We start from the raw sequence: 16,115 nt of genomic DNA, 5'->3' as shown, positions 1-16,115 counted from the left end.
AATAGAAAATGAAAACTTCTTAGCTTTTTTCTTCTTTGTTGAAGTAAACTAAGTAGTAATACATTTGTTTTTCTTCATCCCAGCCTTTTTCAACAAATTTTTCTGCGCTTTCAGGATTAATAAAGTCCATTTTGATCTGAATATGAGTATCCAAATTAATAACGTTTTTAATCGATTTTCTTGCGTCAGAAACTGCTGCGTTGGCAATTGGGAATGAGGTTACATCTTCGATGCTGTATTTTTCTCCTTTATCAACTTTATAGTTTTTGAATTCAGGAATTAAGTCTGGATTATCTAATACTTCATTCAAGAAATTCTGCTCTTCAAACTGATCATTTTTAGCGAAATAATTCACAGATCGGTTCATAAACATTACTTCCTCTTTCTTATCTTCTGCTGGCAAAACCACATCTTTTGCGAAGTTCTGACAGAATTTTAAATATTTTTTAGTGATGAAATTTTCATCTTCAAAAGCATCAACAGATAGAAAGTGCTCTAACCAGTAACGAGCATCATAACGGTTGCTGTCGACAGTTAGGATTTTATAACCTTCTTCTTTTTTATAATTGAAAATCAAACAGCCTTTATCCAATTTATTCAAGTTGATACCCTGCTGTAAAATCATTTCAAGATTGCTGTTTTTTTCTTCAAACTGTAAAAAGTCTGCCTGCAATTCGCTTTTAAAAATCCCAATTGCATCAACAACATTGTTATCGATACTTAAGTTGGTCAAATACGTTACATAAACCTCTCCGTTTTTAATATGCGGATGATTTGACTGCTCGTATAAATGCTTCGTAATGTTTTTAGAAACCTCATGCACATTTGCCGGATTAGCAAAAATCTCAGTTGCATATTTAAACATATCGTTGTAGTCCAAGTCCACTTCGTGTGCAAACTGATAGTAGTTTTCTTCTTTTTCTCTAAAAGGCTTAAAAAAGAATTCTTTTATAAGAGGCACAATTTCATCATTTAAATTAAATGGCTGCTCTGATAAAAAAATCGCTTCGTTACGGCTTTTGTTTCCTACACGGTGTATAGAAAGCGTCTCGATGTGGGTGTTGAATAGGTTGATCATTTTTTTTGTTTAGGTGCTGAGGTTCTAAGATGCTAAGGTACTAAGGTTTAGTTTCTGTCTTTTATTTTTTTAATAAAAGAAACTAACATTCTTTCTACTTCGCGGCTGTCCTCATATAAGTTGTTAAAATCTTGTTCTTTTAGATAAGATATATTTTTTGCAATTTCTAACTGCGTCTGCATTTCGAATAATGATCCGACTGAAATGTTTAAAAAACGTAAAAGATCTTTATCGCTTTCTCTTCCAAATCCTTCTGCAATATTGCTTGGGATAGAAATTGAACAGCGTCTAATTTGTGAAGTTAATCCGAAAATTTCTTCTTTTGGAAAATTGTTTGTTGAAAAATAAATTTTGGTTATCAAGGCCATTGATTTCTGCCATATAAGCAGACTTCTAAAATTACTCATATTAAATATTTTTAATTCGAAGAATTAAAAATAAGAAAAAACTTTCAAAATAAAAACTTAGAACCTTAGCCTCTCAGAACCTTAGAACCTCAAAAATTAATTCCAATTCTCCTCAAATCCATAATCTTCGAAGCTGTCGTCGCCTTCGAACATATCAAGATCGTCTTCGTCTAGGTCGTCTTCAAATTCTCCGTAGATATCGTCGTGCATATCAGCTTCAAAGTTTTTTTCGACAGCCTCGTCTGGCATTTCACCGTGAGAGAACAAAGTTTCAGGATAAACAGCTCTAACGGCTTCCTCTTCGATAGCAGCTAATTCAACTAAGAAAGTCCACATACTGATGAAATCGTAAACGTAGATAATTTTAGTGTTTTCGCGATCTAAGATACTAGACAAAGGATAATCATTCATGGTTCTTATTTCGCCAGGAACATCTCCAGTATCAAAAAGCGGAATTTCATCTTCTTGATTCCAAGTTTCATCACAAGTATAAAATGAAGCGACTTCTGATCCGTCAAAGCCAAAAGCGTTGAAGATTGCATTATGTAAATCCTCAAGAGTATCATCTTCAAGAATTGCAATGTCTCTAAAAATATCTTCTTCGGCGTCTAGAATTACTCTAAATTTATAAACCATAACATTTGTTTTTATTGAGAGGTCAAAGGTAAAATATAAAAAACGAAATACGAATTGTGAATTGAGATTTGTTGAAAAGATTTTAATGTTTTGATTTACGGTAGTTTATTTAGTTGGCGCTCCTGCAAGGTTTTCAAAACCTTGTAGGAATAGGAATGAGAATTACCTTCCAGTCAATCTTTTTCTAATTTTATGATAATGTTTATGATAAGTACTATGACTAGGATAACTTCTGCTGGAAGTCAGATTATTAAAAACTAAAGCCGTTAAAAGTAAAATAAGCACACCAACTAAAACTGGCGAAATCACATACATATATCCTAAAGCTTTTATTTGTGTTGAACCTGTAACTGCAATCAAAGCAGTAGCACCTCCCGGCGGATGAAGGGTTTTTGTAATCTGCATGAAAATAATAGAGAGTGAAACTGCCAGAGGAGCAGAGATCCAAACAATATCGGGTACAAGCTTATTTATAGTGACACCTATAAAAGCCGAAATAACATGACCGCCAACTAAATTTCTCGGCTGCGAAAACGGACTTTGAATAATTCCGTAAATCAAAACACTCGAGGCACCAAAAGAACCAATTAAATACACAACATCACTCCCCGAAAAATGAGAAGATTCAAGATAAGCTAGAATTCCGATACCAACAAATGAACCTAAAAAGGACCAAAAATGTTCTTTATAATCAATTAAAGTTTCTTTATAAAGAATGTAACGTGTTTTTCTGTAGCTTCTTCTAATTTTTTGAGTGGGCATTTATGTGGTATTTATTGTAAAACTTTGATATTTTTTGCAATAGATTTCAACGATACATAAAGATTTTTTAATCGTTTTAATCTGTGAAATCTGTGGCTAAATTATTTATTTAGTCAAGCTTGGCGCGTAACTATATACAGTGTATGGATATATTGTTTTCGCAGTGTATTTTGAAATTAAGCAAACTATAAGAATTGGTAAAAAGAGAGTATAATCGTTTGTTAATCCGCAGACTAAAAATATTGCTGTAAACGGAGCATGAATACTGGCGCTTAAAACAGCTGCCATTCCGATGATCATGAAATTTACTGGAATTACATTTACATGAAAAAGACTGTTTAATATTGATGCTAATAACAATCCTAAAAATGCACCAATAAATAAACTTGGAGCAAATACGCCGCCGTCACCTCCAGAGGCAAGAGTTACTGAAGTAACAATTGGTTTTAAAACCAAGATTCCTATAAATGTCAGTGCCAACGTTATGGTTAAAGGAAGCTGGCTGGTGCTAAAAATCCCTTTTATAGCATGATATCCTTCTCCGTATAATTGAGGGAAAATAAAAAGTGAGATACTCAAAACAGCAGATCCGATAATAATTTTATAATAATGGGTATTTATTTTTCCGAATTGAGATTTGAAAAATAAAACGCATTTAGTCAAATAAACAGAATTCATTCCAGCTAAAATTCCTAAAAGAATAAAATACGGAATCGCTTTTAAATGCCAAGTTGTAATAGATACAGCAAATAGAGGTTCTTCTTTTAAAATATTAAGTAAGCCAAAAGCAATTGAAACAGCAATTACATTTGAAATTATAAATGCACGTGTTACTTTTCTGGAAATAACTTCAAAAGCAAACAATATTCCCGCAATCGGACTGCTGAAAAGTGCCGTTACACCAGCAGCAACTCCGGCGCAGATTAACTCTGTTTTGTATTGACGGAAAACATTTTCTTTTTCGTGTGCAACAGAACCAATTGTTGCTGTGGCTACAACTGTAGAAACTTCGATTCCTGTTGAACCTCCAAAAATTACAGTTAATAATCCGTTTATAAAATGAGATGGAATTTTATATGAAGGAAGATTTTTTGCGGTTTTTGTGCTTTCAAAAACCTCTTTGATTCCTTTATTTTCTTTTTTCTTAAAAAGATATCGTCTCAGAAAATAAATTACAGATAATCCGAAAACTGGAAATAAAATGTAAAACAGTGGATGAACCGATACTTGGTGAAAGAAGATTTCTTCGTAATATTCGGTTATTTTTTTTAGAGAAATTCCAAGAAAGGCAGAAAGGAAGCCAATTAAAATAGAAACAATAACTAATTTTCGGAATTTTATAAATTGATGATTTTTTTTGATTTGCGCCGTTTTGTTCATCAGAAGTAAATTTGAAATCGCATTTTTTTTATGCGGATCACAAAATTAAGCATCAAAATTGGTTTTTTATAAGAAATAATCAATTTAGTGTGTTAAAACCGATATAAACAAGAAAATTCGTTCAGGTTAAACGTGTTGCCACAAAGTCGCCAAGGCGCAAAGTTTTTGTTTGCTTTATTTGCAAAGTTCTCGCATTTATGTAGGTGTATTCGTTAAATGAAAAACCTCTGAAGCTTTGCAACTTTGAGCCTTTGCACCTCTCATTATCTATCTCTCATAAAACTCGATCGGCAATAAATCAGGATCTGCAATAAAAGTAAAACGTTTATCGGTGGTTTCATCGATTCTGATTGGTTCTGATTCTATATTTTTTGAAGTTAAAAAGGCAATAGTTTCTTCTAAATTAATTACTTCAAAAGCCAAATGTCTTAAACCAACAGCTTCAGGTCTTGAAGGTCTTTGCGGCGGATTCGGGAATGAAAACAATTCAACTACATAAGAACCATTTAAAGCCAAATCTAATTTATAAGATTGACGTTTTTCGCGATAAATTTCTCTAATAATTGTTAACCCTAAAATCTGGGTGTAGAAGTATTTAGATTTTTCGTAATCTGAGCACAAAATGGCAATATGATGAACTTTATTAAGGGTAAGCATTATTTTTTTGATTCAGGTTCTTGATTTAATTTTCTAATTACTTTTGCTGGGTTTCCAACCGCTAATGAATTGTCTGGAATATCTTTTGTCACAACCGATCCGGCGCCAATAACACAGCCTTTTCCAATTGTAACACCTGGACAAATAACTGAATTTCCGCCAATCCAGCAATCGTCTCCAATGGTAACTGGGTAAGCATTTTCAAGCGTTTTTCTTAATTCAGCGTCAAGCGGATGTGAAGCTGTGTAGATTTGAACATTTGGTGCAATAAATACATTTGATCCGATATTTACTGGAGCACAATCCAGAACCACGCAATTTACGTTAAAATAAACATTGTCACCACAAAAAATATTATAACCGTAATCACAGTGAAAGGGAGGCTCTATGTAAAAACCATCTCCAGTATTTGGAATAAGTTCTTTTAGAATTTCTTTTGCTTTTTTGGTTACTCTATATTCTTTTACATTAAGAGTATGCAAAAGATTTTTGGCTGTTCTACGTCCTTTGACAAGTTCTTGATCAAACGCATTATAGTATTCGCCAGAGATCATTTTTTCTTTTTCTGTTTTCATTTATTACATTTTCGTCTTGGCGATTTTTTCATGTATTTTTAAAGTTTCCAATAAGGCGGCAGTGGCATACCAAGGTGTTAATTCAGCTTCGAGTAAATTGGCTTTTATGGCAGGATCTGTTGCAACAAGTGCCTTTGCTTCTTCTATAGTTTCTACATTAAAAATATAAATGCCCCTATAATTTCTGTCGTTTTTCATAAAAGGGCCAGCAACAACCAGTTTTCCTTCTTTTGCTAATTTATTGATGTTGGCCATATGTCCCTCAAAAAGTTTTTTGGTTTCTTCTTTTGAAGCTGTTGTATTGGTTCCAGATTTTAAAAGACAAAAAACATATTTCTTCATTCCGTATTCGTCGGCATGAAGAGATTTTGCAAGATTTTCATCGTATTTGGCTTCAGTTTCCTGCGAAAAACCGATTACATTCATAAATAAAAAAAATAATAATAGTGTTGATTTTTTCATATGAACATATTTTAGATTTCGTTTTTTATTTTTCGTTAATTCTTTATGAATTAAATTAAACCAATTTCTTCAAAATAACGATCTGACCTAAATGATACACATCATGCTGAATAATTCCGTGAATGTGTTCGTAATAGGTATGGCCATTATTTACGTAAATTTTAGCCAAATCTTCGTCATTAAAATCTTCGAAAAAAGTATTCCATGATTCTTGAGATTTTGCCAATGTTTGAAGCGATTGTTCCCAAGCAGCTTCTGAAGGGTCTAGAACAGGTACAAAATAATTATGGTCAGGAGTTATAATTACTTCTCCCTGCATGCGTTCTAAAATGTTTCTTCTCCATTGTATCAAATGATTTACAATTTCCCAAATCGTGTTAAGATTTGGATTTGCTTTTTTGTAAGCCTGCTCTGCTGTTACATTTTGTAAAGTATCGGCAAGATTTACTTCCAGCCAAGGATTACCATTATAAATGGATTGATATAGATTTGAAATTCGTTTACTTTCTGACATAAAATGATGATTTTGGATTTCATAGCTAAGATACAAATTAGTAATTTACAACTCATCCTCGAAATTCTACAATTGGGTTATTATATATTTTTTAACAGAAAATGTTAAAATACATTTGCTTCATCAAAACCAAAGATGATATGAAAACCAAATTATTTTTTACCATTAGCTTTTTATTTTTTACAGCTTTAATTTTTGCACAAAATACTATTTCTGGAAAAGTTGTAGATCAAAAAGGAAAACCAGTTGCCGGTGCTAATATTTATATTGACGGCACTTATGACGGAGCAACAAGCTCTGAAACCGGAGATTTTTCTTTTGAAACAACTGCTGAAGGAAATCAATTTATAGTAGTTAGTTTTTTACTTTTCGAAACTTTTAAAACCGAAATTGATGTTACTAATTATAAAAATCAAACGGTAAAATTAAGAGAAAACGTTAATGCTCTTGATGCCGTTGTAATCACAGCTGGAACCTTAGAGTCTGGAGACAAAGCAAGGGTTTCTGTTTTAAAACCATTAGATATTGTAACAACTGCGGGTTCTGCAGGAAATATCGTGGCAGCTTTACAAACTTTACCTGGCACACAAACTGTTGGCGAAGACGGACGTTTGTTTGTTCGTGGAGGTGAAGCCAATGAAACACAGACTTTTATTGACGGAATTAGAGTTGCGCAGCCTTACGGAGCGACAACCAATAACTTACCAACTCGAAGCAGATTTTCTCCTTTCTTGTTCAGTGGAATTGCATTTTCTACTGGAGGTTATTCTGCCGAATATGGCGAAGCTCTATCTAGTGTTTTACTTTTAAACACGCAAGACGAAGAAGATCACGAAAAAACAGATATCGGTTTAATGACAGTGGGTTTGAGTGTAGGAAATACTCAAAAATGGGAAAAAAGTTCTTTAAGTGTCAATATGGCTTATATAAATTTGGCGCCTTATCAAGCAGTAATTCCACAAAATGTAGATTGGAATAATCCCTATCAATCTCTTGGAGGTGAGACGGTTTATAGATATAAATTCACAAATGGAATCTTTAAATTGTACGCTTCTTTCGACTCAGAGAAATTCGATTTGAATCAGAAAAATATCAATTTCGAAAATCCGATCAGAACCGATATGAACAATAATAACTTTTATTTGAATTCTTCATACAAAGGAAGTTTTGGAACAGGATGGCAGTTAACTTCAGGAATTAGTTACGGTTACAGTAAAAATAAATTGAAATATAATATCACAGATGTTGACAGCAACGAAAATGCAGCACAATTGAAATTGAAACTTGCCAAAAAGGTTTCCAACCATTTTAGATTGTCTTTTGGTACAGATTATTTCATTACCAAATACAACGAAAATTTCGATGATAATGTTTCTATTAACGGTTCAAATGGCTACGATTCTAATATTTTTGCAGCTTACACAGAAGGAGATCTTTCGATCTCTAAAAATCTAGCTTTAAAAGTTGGTTTGAGATACTCAAATAACAGTTTGTTAAACGAAAATAATTTTGCTCCGAGAGCTTCATTAGGTTATAAAGTTTCAAAAAGCAGCCAGTTCTCGTTTGCTTACGGAGATTTTTCTCAAACGCCTGTTGTAGATTATATTAAATATTCAAAATACCATCAGTTTGAGAGTGAAAAAGCCAGACATTATATCTTAAATTATACGTTTACAAAACCTGGACAACTGCTTAGAACAGAATTATATTATAAAGATTACAGCAATTTAGTTCAATACGATACAAGAGATATTCAGTACAATTCGGTTTTCAATAATAACGGATCGGGTTATGCAAAAGGATTGGATGTACTTTGGAGAGACAGCAATTTGTACAAAAACTTAGAATATTGGATTTCATATTCATACATCGATTCAGAAAGACAATATAAAAACTTTCCAAACATGGCTACTCCAAGTTTTATTGCTAATCATAGTTTGTCTGTTGTAACCAAATATTTTATTACAGACTGGAAATCGCAAGTAGGTTTTACAAATAGCTACAGCTCAGGACGTCCTTACAATGATCCGAACCAAACGCAATTTATGAGCGGAAAAACAAAATCTTACAATAGTTTAAGTTTCAACTGGGCCTATTTATTAACCACACAAAAAATTCTTTACTTCTCTGTTTCGAATATTTTAGGAACACAAAATGTTTTTGGATATGATTATGCCAAAACAGCAGATCCAAGCGGAGTTTATCAAAGACAAGCTGTAACACCAACCGCAGATAGATTTTTCTTCGTTGGTTTCTTCTGGACAATCAGCCAGAATAAAAATGAGAATCAGTTGAAGAATCTTTAAAAGATGCTAAGGTTCTGAGATTCTAAGTTGCTAAGAAAAACTTAGAGTCTTAGTCACTTAGAACCTCAGAATCTCAAAAAAAACAATTCATCATCAAAAATCAACAACTCAGTATCATTTAATTTTAAAAGAGTAAAATCCGTAATACTTTTGAAGTATAAATTAGAAAGGAACAAAGAAGCAAAGTGACAAAGGTTCAAAGTTTTAAAAATAGTAACAATATAAAAAACCAAACCTTTGTCCCTTTGCAGCCCTAAATCTTTGAACCTTAAAAAAAAGAGTTTTAATCATCAATAAAAAAAACTTAGAATACCAGAATCATAATAACTTATAAACTTTAAAAAAAAGAAATCATGACCAAAATTATCACCGTTATTACATTATTTATCTGCAGTTTATTATCTGCACAAACACAATTTGAACAAGGAATGACTAAAGCTTTCGGGCTTTGGAAAGAAGGCAAAAATGCAGATGCTTCTGCAATGTTTGAAAGAATCGCAGCGGCTGAAAAAACAAGCTGGCTTCCTAATTACTATGTAGGTTTGGTAAACACATTATCTGTTTTTACAGAAAAAGATAAAACAAAAATCGATTTGTTATTAACCAAAGCTCAGGATGCATTAGATATTGAATTGATAAAAGATCAAAGTAACTCAGAATTATATGTATTGCAAGCGCTAATTTATACAGGATATGTTGTAGCAGACCCAATGACAAACGGAATGAAATATTCTGGAAAAGTTATGGAAGCTTACGCGAAAGCTAAAGCACTTAACCCAAACAATCCAAGAGCAGTTTTTGGAGAAGCTGACTATCAATTAGGAGGCGCAAAATGGACAGGAGTTGACACAAAACCTTTATGTGTACAAGTTGATAAAGCTATTGAACTTTTTGGTACTTTTAAACCAGAAACTCCTTTTTCTCCAAAATGGGGGTTAGAAAGAGCTCTTGAAGTTCAAAAAACTTGTAAATAATAAAAATATTAAACTAAGCTGATTATATGAAAGATGATGGAACTGTTTTTTCTGATTTAAAAGGTGGAACTATAGCATGTTTCAAGATTGCAATGGTATTTGCGATAATATTTTCAGCTTGTTTAGGAGATGATCTAAATATTAGAAACGTTCTTTTAACCTTTTTTATAAGCTGTCTTTATTCTTTTGGATTGGGTTTCGGTAACGGATTTATCAATGTTTTTCTAGATAAAAAATGGGATTGGCTGGAACAAACCAATCTGAGAGTTTATTACGGAATCTTAATAACCGTTTTATATACGGTTCCAGTTGTTTTAGGAATAAACTATTTTATTTTCGTTGTCGTGCAACATGTAACTTTAGATGTGTTTTTTGGAGCAAGAATGTTATGGGTGCATCTTTTCTACATCATTTTATCATTAGGAGTTTCGACTTTTATGCAGGCTAGAAGTTTTATGGTAAAATGGAAAAGGGCTTCAAAATTTGAAATAACACAACAGAAAATCATTGCAGGAACAGCAAATGCTAAATTCGAAAGCTTAAAAAATCAAATTGATCCGCATTTTCTTTTTAACAGCTTGAATGTTTTAAGTTCATTGATCGAAGAAAATCCAGATAATGCACAGCGGTTTACGACTTCTTTATCTAAAATTTACAGATATGTTTTAGAACAAAAAGATAAAGAATTGGTTTCGGTTGAAGACGAATTATCATTTGCGAAAACCTATATGAATTTGTTGAAAATGCGTTTCGAAAACAGCTTGTTTTACGAATTGCCAACAGAAGACATAAATCCAGATGCTAAAGTGGTGCCGCTTTCCTTACAGCTTTTGCTTGAAAATACAGTTAAGCATAATGTGGTAAGCGAACAGAAACCACTTCATATTCGAATATTTATTGATAAAGATTATTTGGCTATTCAAAATGATCTTCAGAAGAAAGAAGTGCTGCAGGACAGACAAGGTGTTGGACTGCAGAATATCGTAAACCGTTACGGAATTATAACCGATAGGAAAGTGAAGGTGGAGCAGGACGAGAAAAATTTTACGGTTAAAATTCCAATTTTAACAAAACAAGTTAGTGTTATGGAAACAAATGCAGATTATAATGATGAAGCGAAAGCTTATTATAGAGCCAAAAAAAGAGTTGAGGAATTAAAGGGATTTTATGCAAATATAATTTCATACTGTTGTGTGATTCCGCTTTTAGTTTTTATCAATCTTAGATTTTCACCTGGATTTCAATGGTTTTGGTTTTCTGCTTTAGGCTGGGGATTTGGAATTACGATGCACGCTTTTAAGGTATTTGGTTATAGTTCAGATTGGGAGGAAAGAAAAATTAGAGAGATTCTAGAAAGAGAAAACAAACAAAAAACCTGGAAATAATCATGGAAAAAGATTTTACAGAAGCAGAACGTTATTATGATGCTCAGAAAAGAGTAAAAGAAATAAAAGAGTTTTACGAGCATTTGACAGTTTATCTTCTAACTAATCCAATTGTGATTGTGGTAAATCTGATGACTTCTCCAGGATATTTGTGGTTTTTATGGTGCTTGATGGGATGGGGAATGGCTCTTATTATGCACGGATTAAAAGTTTTCAGCCTGCCGCCTTTTTTCAATAAAAAATGGGAAGAAAGAAAAATTAGAGAAATTCTAGAGAAAGAAAAAATTAGAAAAACTTGGGAGTAATATGGAAACAAAATTTGATTTTGATAAAGAACAATCTGAATTACAGAAATTAGCAAGTCGGAAAGTTATTAAACTTAAATCCTTTTACAAACAGTTATTTATTTACACCATCATTCTAATACTTTACCTTTTAAAAGAATACACCGAACTGCCGCTAAATGTATTCCCGATTAATTTGTTAAATGGTGTAATTATGATTTTGTGGGCTGCGGTAGTCATTGGCTCAGCAATAGATGTATTTGCTTCTTTTAAGATTTTTGATGAAGATTGGGAAGCACGTAAAGTAAAAAGTATTTTAGAGAGAAGAAATAAAAAACAAAAATGGGAGTAGTCATGGAAATGAATTATAACGAAGAAGAAAGATACATTCAAGCAAGAAAAAAAGTTGAAAATATCAAAGGATTTTATGGAAATCTTGTTGCCTATGTATTGGTAAATGCGATTCTGATTTTCATCAATTTATATACATCACCCCAATATTTATGGTTTTTCTGGCCTTTATTATGGTGGGGAGTAGGGGTCGTTTTTCACGGATTGAAAGTTTTTGAAGTTTTCCCAACTTTAGGAAAAGAATGGGAAGAAAGAAAAATCAAAGAATTTATGGAGAAGGAAAAACAGAACAAAAATAAGTGGAAATAATATTAAAAGATAAAAAAATGGGACGATTAAGAAGACATATGTACGAAGAATACGGGCAGGATTTTAACACTGATGAACGTTATAATAAGGCGTATAGGAAAGTAAAGAAAATTAAAGGCTTTTACTCACATTTAAAAGTTTACATTATTGTTAATGTAATTATTATATTTTTAAGTTTGAATAAAAATTTTATAGGCAGCGAATTTAGACAAAGTGGTCTATTTGAGTGGCATACTTACTCAACAGCATTTTCATGGGGAATAGCACTTTTAATTCACGCTTTCCTTGTTTTTAGCGGCGATTATTTTTTTAGTGATAACTGGGAGGAAAAGAAAATTCGAAAATACATGGAAGAAGACGCTGCGAATAAAAAAAAATGGGAGTAACTTTGAATTAATTTTTTTCAAATTTTACATTATAGTAAATGATCACATTAATTATAGAAGACGAAAAACCAGCTGCAAGATTACTGCAAAGAAAGCTTGAAAAGTTAGATGTAAAAGTAGAGACGATGCTTCATTCGGTTGAAGAATCAGTTGAATGGTTTGAAAATAACCCTCATCCAGATTTAATTTTTCTGGATATCCAATTATCAGATGGTTTGTCTTTTGAAATTTTTGAAAAAATTGACATCAAAAGTGCTATTATTTTTACTACTGCATATGATGAATATGCTTTAAAGGCTTTTAAATTAAACAGCATTGATTATCTTTTAAAACCAATTGATGAAGATGATCTTGAAGTGGCCGTTTCGAAGTTTAAAACCCGTATGCCAAAAGCAGCAGAAAGTTCAAATCTGCAATTAGATTTTGAGCAGATTCGCCAAATGCTTTCCAATCCTTTTGAGAAAACGTACAAAAAGAGGTTTACAGTTAAAATTGGACAGCATTTAAAAGTCATTACTACAGAAGAAATAGAATGCTTTTTTAGTGAAAATAAAGGAACATACATTCATACTTACGAAAATCGTGATTATTTAATCGATTCGACTTTAGAAATCCTGGAGCAGGAATTAGACAAGAAAGATTTCTTTCGCGTAAGCAGAAAATTTATTGTGCCGTTAAAAGCTATTAAAGAAATTCAGGTGTATACCAATTCTCGTCTAAAAGTTATTTTACCAACTTACAGAGAAGATGAGGTTATTGTAAGCCGAGAAAAAGTGCAGGATTTTAAATCTTGGCTGGCATAAAACTTTTACTTTAAAATAGATTTCAACAGATTATAATTCATTCGAATTAAATCTATTCCATAAAAATGCCCCCAAATAGTGTCTAACTTTTTGGGGGCAGTTCAATTCGGCTCTTTTTAGTTTACATAAAATGAGTTATTTGCTCAGTCGGTGCAGCGTAAAAGTCATAGCGCTTAAAAGGAAAAATGCCATAATCTGGTGAATTAATCCTAAAGCCAATGGAACGCTGTATAATAATGTGAAAACTCCAAGTAAAAATTGGATGAAAACAAAAACTACAAGAGTTTTGATTCCGTTAGATTGTGTGTTTGTCAGCGAAATTTTTGTACTTCTGTAATATAAGAACAAAATAAAAGCTACAACAACATAAGCAAAAGTTCTATGCACAAACTGAACACCGCTTTTTCCTTCAATAAGATTTTTAATTAATGTTGGCTGTTCGATGTAAACCGAATCATGAATAAATTGCCCGTCGCTCATTAAGGGCCAGTGATTGTGAATTAATCCAGCATTTAATCCAGCAACAAATCCGCCATAAATAATTTGGATTAGTAAAGCCACTAAAGCAAATCGCCCAATGTTTCGTAACGGAATATTGATTCTGCTGTTTTTTTCAGGATAGATTAAATCTAAAGCGACCCAAAGTGTATAAGCAAAAGTGATGAAAGCAAAAGTTAAGTGTAATGAAAGTCTAAAATGACTCACATCTGGATTATCAATCAAACCGCTTCTCACCATAAACCATCCTAAAAATCCTTGGAAACCTCCCATCGCCAAAAGAATGACACATTTTTTGATGGTTGCGCGATCCAGTTTTTTTCTAATTAAGAAATAAACAAATGGGACAAAGAAAACCAATCCAATAATACGACCGATGAAACGGTGAAACCACTCCCAGAAATAAATGAATTTATAATCTGCTAATTGAAAATCGTTATGAATATTGATTTTTTGATACTCAGGAAATTTCTTGTATTGTTCAAAAGCTTCATTCCATTTTGCTTCTGACAATGGCGGGAAAGTATCCGTTACCAAATGCCAGTCAGTCATTGATAAACCTGAATTGGTCAAACGTGTGATTCCGCCCACGACAACCATTAAAAACAATAAAACACAGCCCGATAGTAACCAAATGATTACTGATTTATTCTCTTTTTTCATTTTATAAATAGTACTTATTTCTCTACTTTTTTTAAGCCCAATTTAGCTGCCCTTTTAATTACAAAATCATAAGCTGCCTGATATTCATTTGGAATATCTCCTTCTAAAATGGCTTCTTTCACTGCTTCTTTTAAAATTCCGATTTCTCTTGAAGGTTTTAAATCAAATATTTCCATAATTTCTTCGCCAGAAATTGGCGGCTGGAAATTACGAACATGATCGCGTTCTTCAACTTCAACAATTTTCTTACGGACGATTTCAAAGTTCTTGTGATATTTTTTGAATTTCGATGGATTTTTGGTTGTAATATCTGCCTCACACAAAGTCATTAAATTTTCGACATCTTCACCAGCATCAAACACCAAACGACGAACTGCGCTATCGGTCACAATATCCTGCGCCAAAACAATCGGACGCGAACTCATAATAACCATTTTCTGCACAAATTTCATTTTGTGGTTCAAAGGCATGTGTAAACGTTCGAATATTTTCTTAGCCATTTTTCCGCCTAGAAATTCATGTCCATGAAAAGTCCATCCTTGTTTTTTAGTGAAACGTTTTGTTGGCGCTTTTCCAATATCATGCAATAAAGCCGACCAGCGTAACCAAACATCATCTGTATTTGGGCAAATATTATCGACAACTTCAAGCGTGTGGTAAAAGTTGTTTTTATGCGTATGACCTTCAATTTCCTCTACCTGATTCAACGCTGTTAATTCAGGTAAAATAATATCCAAAAGTCCAGTTTTGTATAAAAGTAAAAATCCGACTGAAGGTTTATCTGTAGAAAGAATTTTATTTAATTCGTCTACTATTCTTTCCCCAGAAATTATTTTAATGCGTTCAGCATTTTTGGTGATAGCATTTAGCGAGTTTTCTTCAATCTCAAAATTCAATTGTGTGGCAAAACGAATCGCGCGCAGCATTCGCAAAGGATCATCAGAATAGGTAATATCTGGATCCAATGGCGTTTTTATTGTTTTATTTTCTAAGTCGGACAAACCATTAAACGGATCTAAAAGATCACCAAAATTATTTTCGTTTAAAGATAAAGCCAAAGCATTAATGGTAAAATCACGACGGTTTTGATCGTCTTGAAGTGTTCCGTTTTCTACAATCGGATTTCGGCTGTCAAAATTATAAGATTCTTTTCGGGCTCCAACAAATTCGATATCCGTATCTTCAAAACGCAGCATTGCTGTTCCGTAAGTTTTAAAAACCTGAACCTTTGGTTTTTTAGGAAGTAGTTCAGACACTTTCAAAGCCAGTTCAATACCGCTTCCAACTGCTACAACATCAATATCCTTTTTAGAACCTCGGTTTAAAAGTAAATCGCGAACAAATCCGCCAATAACGTAACTGTCAACATTAAGTTCTTTTGATGCTTTCGAAATAATATCGAAAATTTTGTTTTGTAAAGCAGTTTTATAATTTGTTTGTGTAGCCACGAATTCAGTGATTTTTGAGTAAAATGCATTTTATATTTTAATAGAAATAGTTTCTATTAAAATAGAATAAAAATGCATGCAAATTTACAACATAGAAAATGCCTATTATAATCTACAGCTCACTTTTTTGAAGAAATTAATAGTTTTTAATATCGATTTTTATGAATTGAGAAAAAGGTTTGCCACGAATTACACAAATTACCACGAATTTATTTTTTTCTGCCACAGATTACAGGA

General features: G+C 32.5%; 19 protein-coding genes. 8 read left to right on the top strand and 11 right to left on the bottom strand.

Going from position 1 to position 16,115, the window contains the following annotated elements; translation table 11 throughout:
- Window positions 1-19: 19 nt before the first annotated feature.
- The 9 genes from ASE40_RS10090 to ASE40_RS10050 form a co-directional block, all read right to left on the bottom strand.
- Complete coding sequence (locus ASE40_RS10090) at window positions 20-1,078, bottom strand: nucleoid-associated protein (protein ID WP_057116821.1); 1,059 nt, start codon at window positions 1,076-1,078, stop codon at window positions 20-22.
- Between the two features lie 47 nt (window positions 1,079-1,125).
- Window positions 1,126-1,485, bottom strand: a complete 360-nt coding sequence (locus ASE40_RS10085) for a four helix bundle protein (RefSeq protein ID WP_057116820.1) — start codon at window positions 1,483-1,485, stop codon at window positions 1,126-1,128.
- Window positions 1,486-1,581: 96 nt separating this feature from the next.
- Window positions 1,582-2,121: an IS1096 element passenger TnpR family protein gene (locus ASE40_RS10080; RefSeq protein ID WP_057116819.1), complete on the bottom strand. Its 540-nt coding sequence runs from the start codon at window positions 2,119-2,121 to the stop codon at window positions 1,582-1,584.
- Between the two features lie 162 nt (window positions 2,122-2,283).
- Entirely contained in the window at window positions 2,284-2,883 is a 600-nt protein-coding gene (locus ASE40_RS10075) for an HPP family protein (RefSeq protein ID WP_057116818.1), read from the bottom strand.
- Window positions 2,884-2,988: 105 nt separating this feature from the next.
- Window positions 2,989-4,263 (bottom strand): chloride channel protein, encoded by a 1,275-nt coding sequence (locus tag ASE40_RS10070; protein ID WP_057116817.1) that lies wholly within the window; start codon window positions 4,261-4,263, stop codon window positions 2,989-2,991.
- Window positions 4,264-4,530: 267 nt separating this feature from the next.
- Window positions 4,531-4,920, bottom strand: coding sequence for a VOC family protein (locus ASE40_RS10065; RefSeq protein WP_057116816.1), 390 nt, complete (start codon window positions 4,918-4,920; stop codon window positions 4,531-4,533).
- Complete coding sequence (locus ASE40_RS10060) at window positions 4,920-5,495, bottom strand: sugar O-acetyltransferase (RefSeq protein WP_057116815.1); 576 nt, start codon at window positions 5,493-5,495, stop codon at window positions 4,920-4,922. The genes ASE40_RS10065 and ASE40_RS10060 overlap by 1 nt, the downstream gene beginning before the upstream one ends.
- 3 nt (window positions 5,496-5,498) lie before the next feature.
- On the bottom strand, window positions 5,499-5,957 hold the full coding sequence (locus ASE40_RS10055; RefSeq protein ID WP_057116814.1) for a YciI family protein: 459 nt from the start codon (window positions 5,955-5,957) through the stop codon (window positions 5,499-5,501).
- Window positions 5,958-6,012: 55 nt separating this feature from the next.
- Window positions 6,013-6,471 carry a DinB family protein gene (locus ASE40_RS10050; RefSeq protein ID WP_057116813.1) on the bottom strand — a complete coding sequence of 153 codons (459 nt, stop codon included), beginning with the start codon at window positions 6,469-6,471 and terminating at the stop codon, window positions 6,013-6,015.
- Between the two features lie 140 nt (window positions 6,472-6,611).
- Between ASE40_RS10050 and ASE40_RS10045 the strand changes: the two genes are divergently transcribed.
- The 8 genes from ASE40_RS10045 (at window position 6,612) to ASE40_RS10010 (ending at window position 13,269) form a co-directional block, all read left to right on the top strand.
- Window positions 6,612-8,777 (top strand): TonB-dependent receptor, encoded by a 2,166-nt coding sequence (locus tag ASE40_RS10045; protein ID WP_057116812.1) that lies wholly within the window; start codon window positions 6,612-6,614, stop codon window positions 8,775-8,777.
- 353 nt (window positions 8,778-9,130) lie between these two features.
- Window positions 9,131-9,751: a hypothetical protein gene (locus ASE40_RS10040; RefSeq protein WP_057116811.1), complete on the top strand. Its 621-nt coding sequence runs from the start codon at window positions 9,131-9,133 to the stop codon at window positions 9,749-9,751.
- A 26-nt stretch (window positions 9,752-9,777) separates the two neighbouring features.
- Entirely contained in the window at window positions 9,778-11,136 is a 1,359-nt protein-coding gene (locus ASE40_RS10035) for a histidine kinase (protein ID WP_057116810.1), read from the top strand.
- Between the two features lie 2 nt (window positions 11,137-11,138).
- A complete protein-coding gene (locus ASE40_RS10030) occupies window positions 11,139-11,441 on the top strand; it encodes a 2TM domain-containing protein (protein ID WP_057116809.1) in 303 nt (100 codons plus the stop codon).
- Between the two features lies 1 nt (window position 11,442).
- Window positions 11,443-11,772, top strand: a complete 330-nt coding sequence (locus tag ASE40_RS10025; protein ID WP_057116808.1) for a 2TM domain-containing protein — start codon at window positions 11,443-11,445, stop codon at window positions 11,770-11,772.
- Window positions 11,763-12,080 carry a 2TM domain-containing protein gene (locus ASE40_RS10020; RefSeq protein ID WP_057116807.1) on the top strand — a complete coding sequence of 106 codons (318 nt, stop codon included), beginning with the start codon at window positions 11,763-11,765 and terminating at the stop codon, window positions 12,078-12,080. The genes ASE40_RS10025 and ASE40_RS10020 overlap by 10 nt, the downstream gene beginning before the upstream one ends.
- A 17-nt stretch (window positions 12,081-12,097) precedes the next feature.
- Window positions 12,098-12,466 (top strand): 2TM domain-containing protein, encoded by a 369-nt coding sequence (locus ASE40_RS10015; RefSeq protein WP_057117014.1) that lies wholly within the window; start codon window positions 12,098-12,100, stop codon window positions 12,464-12,466.
- A gap of 38 nt (window positions 12,467-12,504) precedes the next feature.
- On the top strand, window positions 12,505-13,269 hold the full coding sequence (locus ASE40_RS10010) for a LytR/AlgR family response regulator transcription factor (protein WP_057116806.1): 765 nt from the start codon (window positions 12,505-12,507) through the stop codon (window positions 13,267-13,269).
- Between the two features lie 135 nt (window positions 13,270-13,404).
- Here ASE40_RS10010 and ASE40_RS10005 read toward each other — a convergent pair whose 3' ends face one another.
- Window positions 13,405-14,430 (bottom strand): COX15/CtaA family protein, encoded by a 1,026-nt coding sequence (locus ASE40_RS10005; protein ID WP_057116805.1) that lies wholly within the window; start codon window positions 14,428-14,430, stop codon window positions 13,405-13,407.
- Window positions 14,431-14,444: 14 nt separating this feature from the next.
- Complete coding sequence (locus ASE40_RS10000; protein ID WP_057116804.1) at window positions 14,445-15,878, bottom strand: CCA tRNA nucleotidyltransferase; 1,434 nt, start codon at window positions 15,876-15,878, stop codon at window positions 14,445-14,447.
- Window positions 15,879-16,115: the final 237 nt, after the last annotated feature.

The organism is Flavobacterium sp. Root935 (genome assembly GCF_001429295.1).
Lineage (GTDB): Bacteria > Bacteroidota > Bacteroidia > Flavobacteriales > Flavobacteriaceae > Flavobacterium.
The sequence above is the reverse complement of the archived record's forward strand: the minus strand, read 5'-3'. Positions and strand labels throughout refer to the sequence as shown.

Bases quoted from the DNA above. Each gene is read 5' to 3' on its own strand.
- ASE40_RS10090 (WP_057116821.1), bottom strand. From the start codon at position 1,078: ATGATCAACCTATTCAACACCCACATCGAGACGCTTTCTATACACCGT.
- ASE40_RS10085 (WP_057116820.1), bottom strand. From the start codon at position 1,485: ATGAGTAATTTTAGAAGTCTGCTTATATGGCAGAAATCAATGGCCTTG.
- ASE40_RS10080 (WP_057116819.1), bottom strand. From the start codon at position 2,121: ATGGTTTATAAATTTAGAGTAATTCTAGACGCCGAAGAAGATATTTTT.
- ASE40_RS10075 (WP_057116818.1), bottom strand. From the start codon at position 2,883: ATGCCCACTCAAAAAATTAGAAGAAGCTACAGAAAAACACGTTACATT.
- ASE40_RS10070 (WP_057116817.1), bottom strand. From the start codon at position 4,263: ATGAACAAAACGGCGCAAATCAAAAAAAATCATCAATTTATAAAATTC.
- ASE40_RS10065 (WP_057116816.1), bottom strand. From the start codon at position 4,920: ATGCTTACCCTTAATAAAGTTCATCATATTGCCATTTTGTGCTCAGAT.
- ASE40_RS10060 (WP_057116815.1), bottom strand. From the start codon at position 5,495: ATGAAAACAGAAAAAGAAAAAATGATCTCTGGCGAATACTATAATGCG.
- ASE40_RS10055 (WP_057116814.1), bottom strand. From the start codon at position 5,957: ATGAAAAAATCAACACTATTATTATTTTTTTTATTTATGAATGTAATC.
- ASE40_RS10050 (WP_057116813.1), bottom strand. From the start codon at position 6,471: ATGTCAGAAAGTAAACGAATTTCAAATCTATATCAATCCATTTATAAT.
- ASE40_RS10045 (WP_057116812.1), top strand. From the start codon at position 6,612: ATGAAAACCAAATTATTTTTTACCATTAGCTTTTTATTTTTTACAGCT.
- ASE40_RS10040 (WP_057116811.1), top strand. From the start codon at position 9,131: ATGACCAAAATTATCACCGTTATTACATTATTTATCTGCAGTTTATTA.
- ASE40_RS10035 (WP_057116810.1), top strand. From the start codon at position 9,778: ATGAAAGATGATGGAACTGTTTTTTCTGATTTAAAAGGTGGAACTATA.
- ASE40_RS10030 (WP_057116809.1), top strand. From the start codon at position 11,139: ATGGAAAAAGATTTTACAGAAGCAGAACGTTATTATGATGCTCAGAAA.
- ASE40_RS10025 (WP_057116808.1), top strand. From the start codon at position 11,443: ATGGAAACAAAATTTGATTTTGATAAAGAACAATCTGAATTACAGAAA.
- ASE40_RS10020 (WP_057116807.1), top strand. From the start codon at position 11,763: ATGGGAGTAGTCATGGAAATGAATTATAACGAAGAAGAAAGATACATT.
- ASE40_RS10015 (WP_057117014.1), top strand. From the start codon at position 12,098: ATGGGACGATTAAGAAGACATATGTACGAAGAATACGGGCAGGATTTT.
- ASE40_RS10010 (WP_057116806.1), top strand. From the start codon at position 12,505: ATGATCACATTAATTATAGAAGACGAAAAACCAGCTGCAAGATTACTG.
- ASE40_RS10005 (WP_057116805.1), bottom strand. From the start codon at position 14,430: ATGAAAAAAGAGAATAAATCAGTAATCATTTGGTTACTATCGGGCTGT.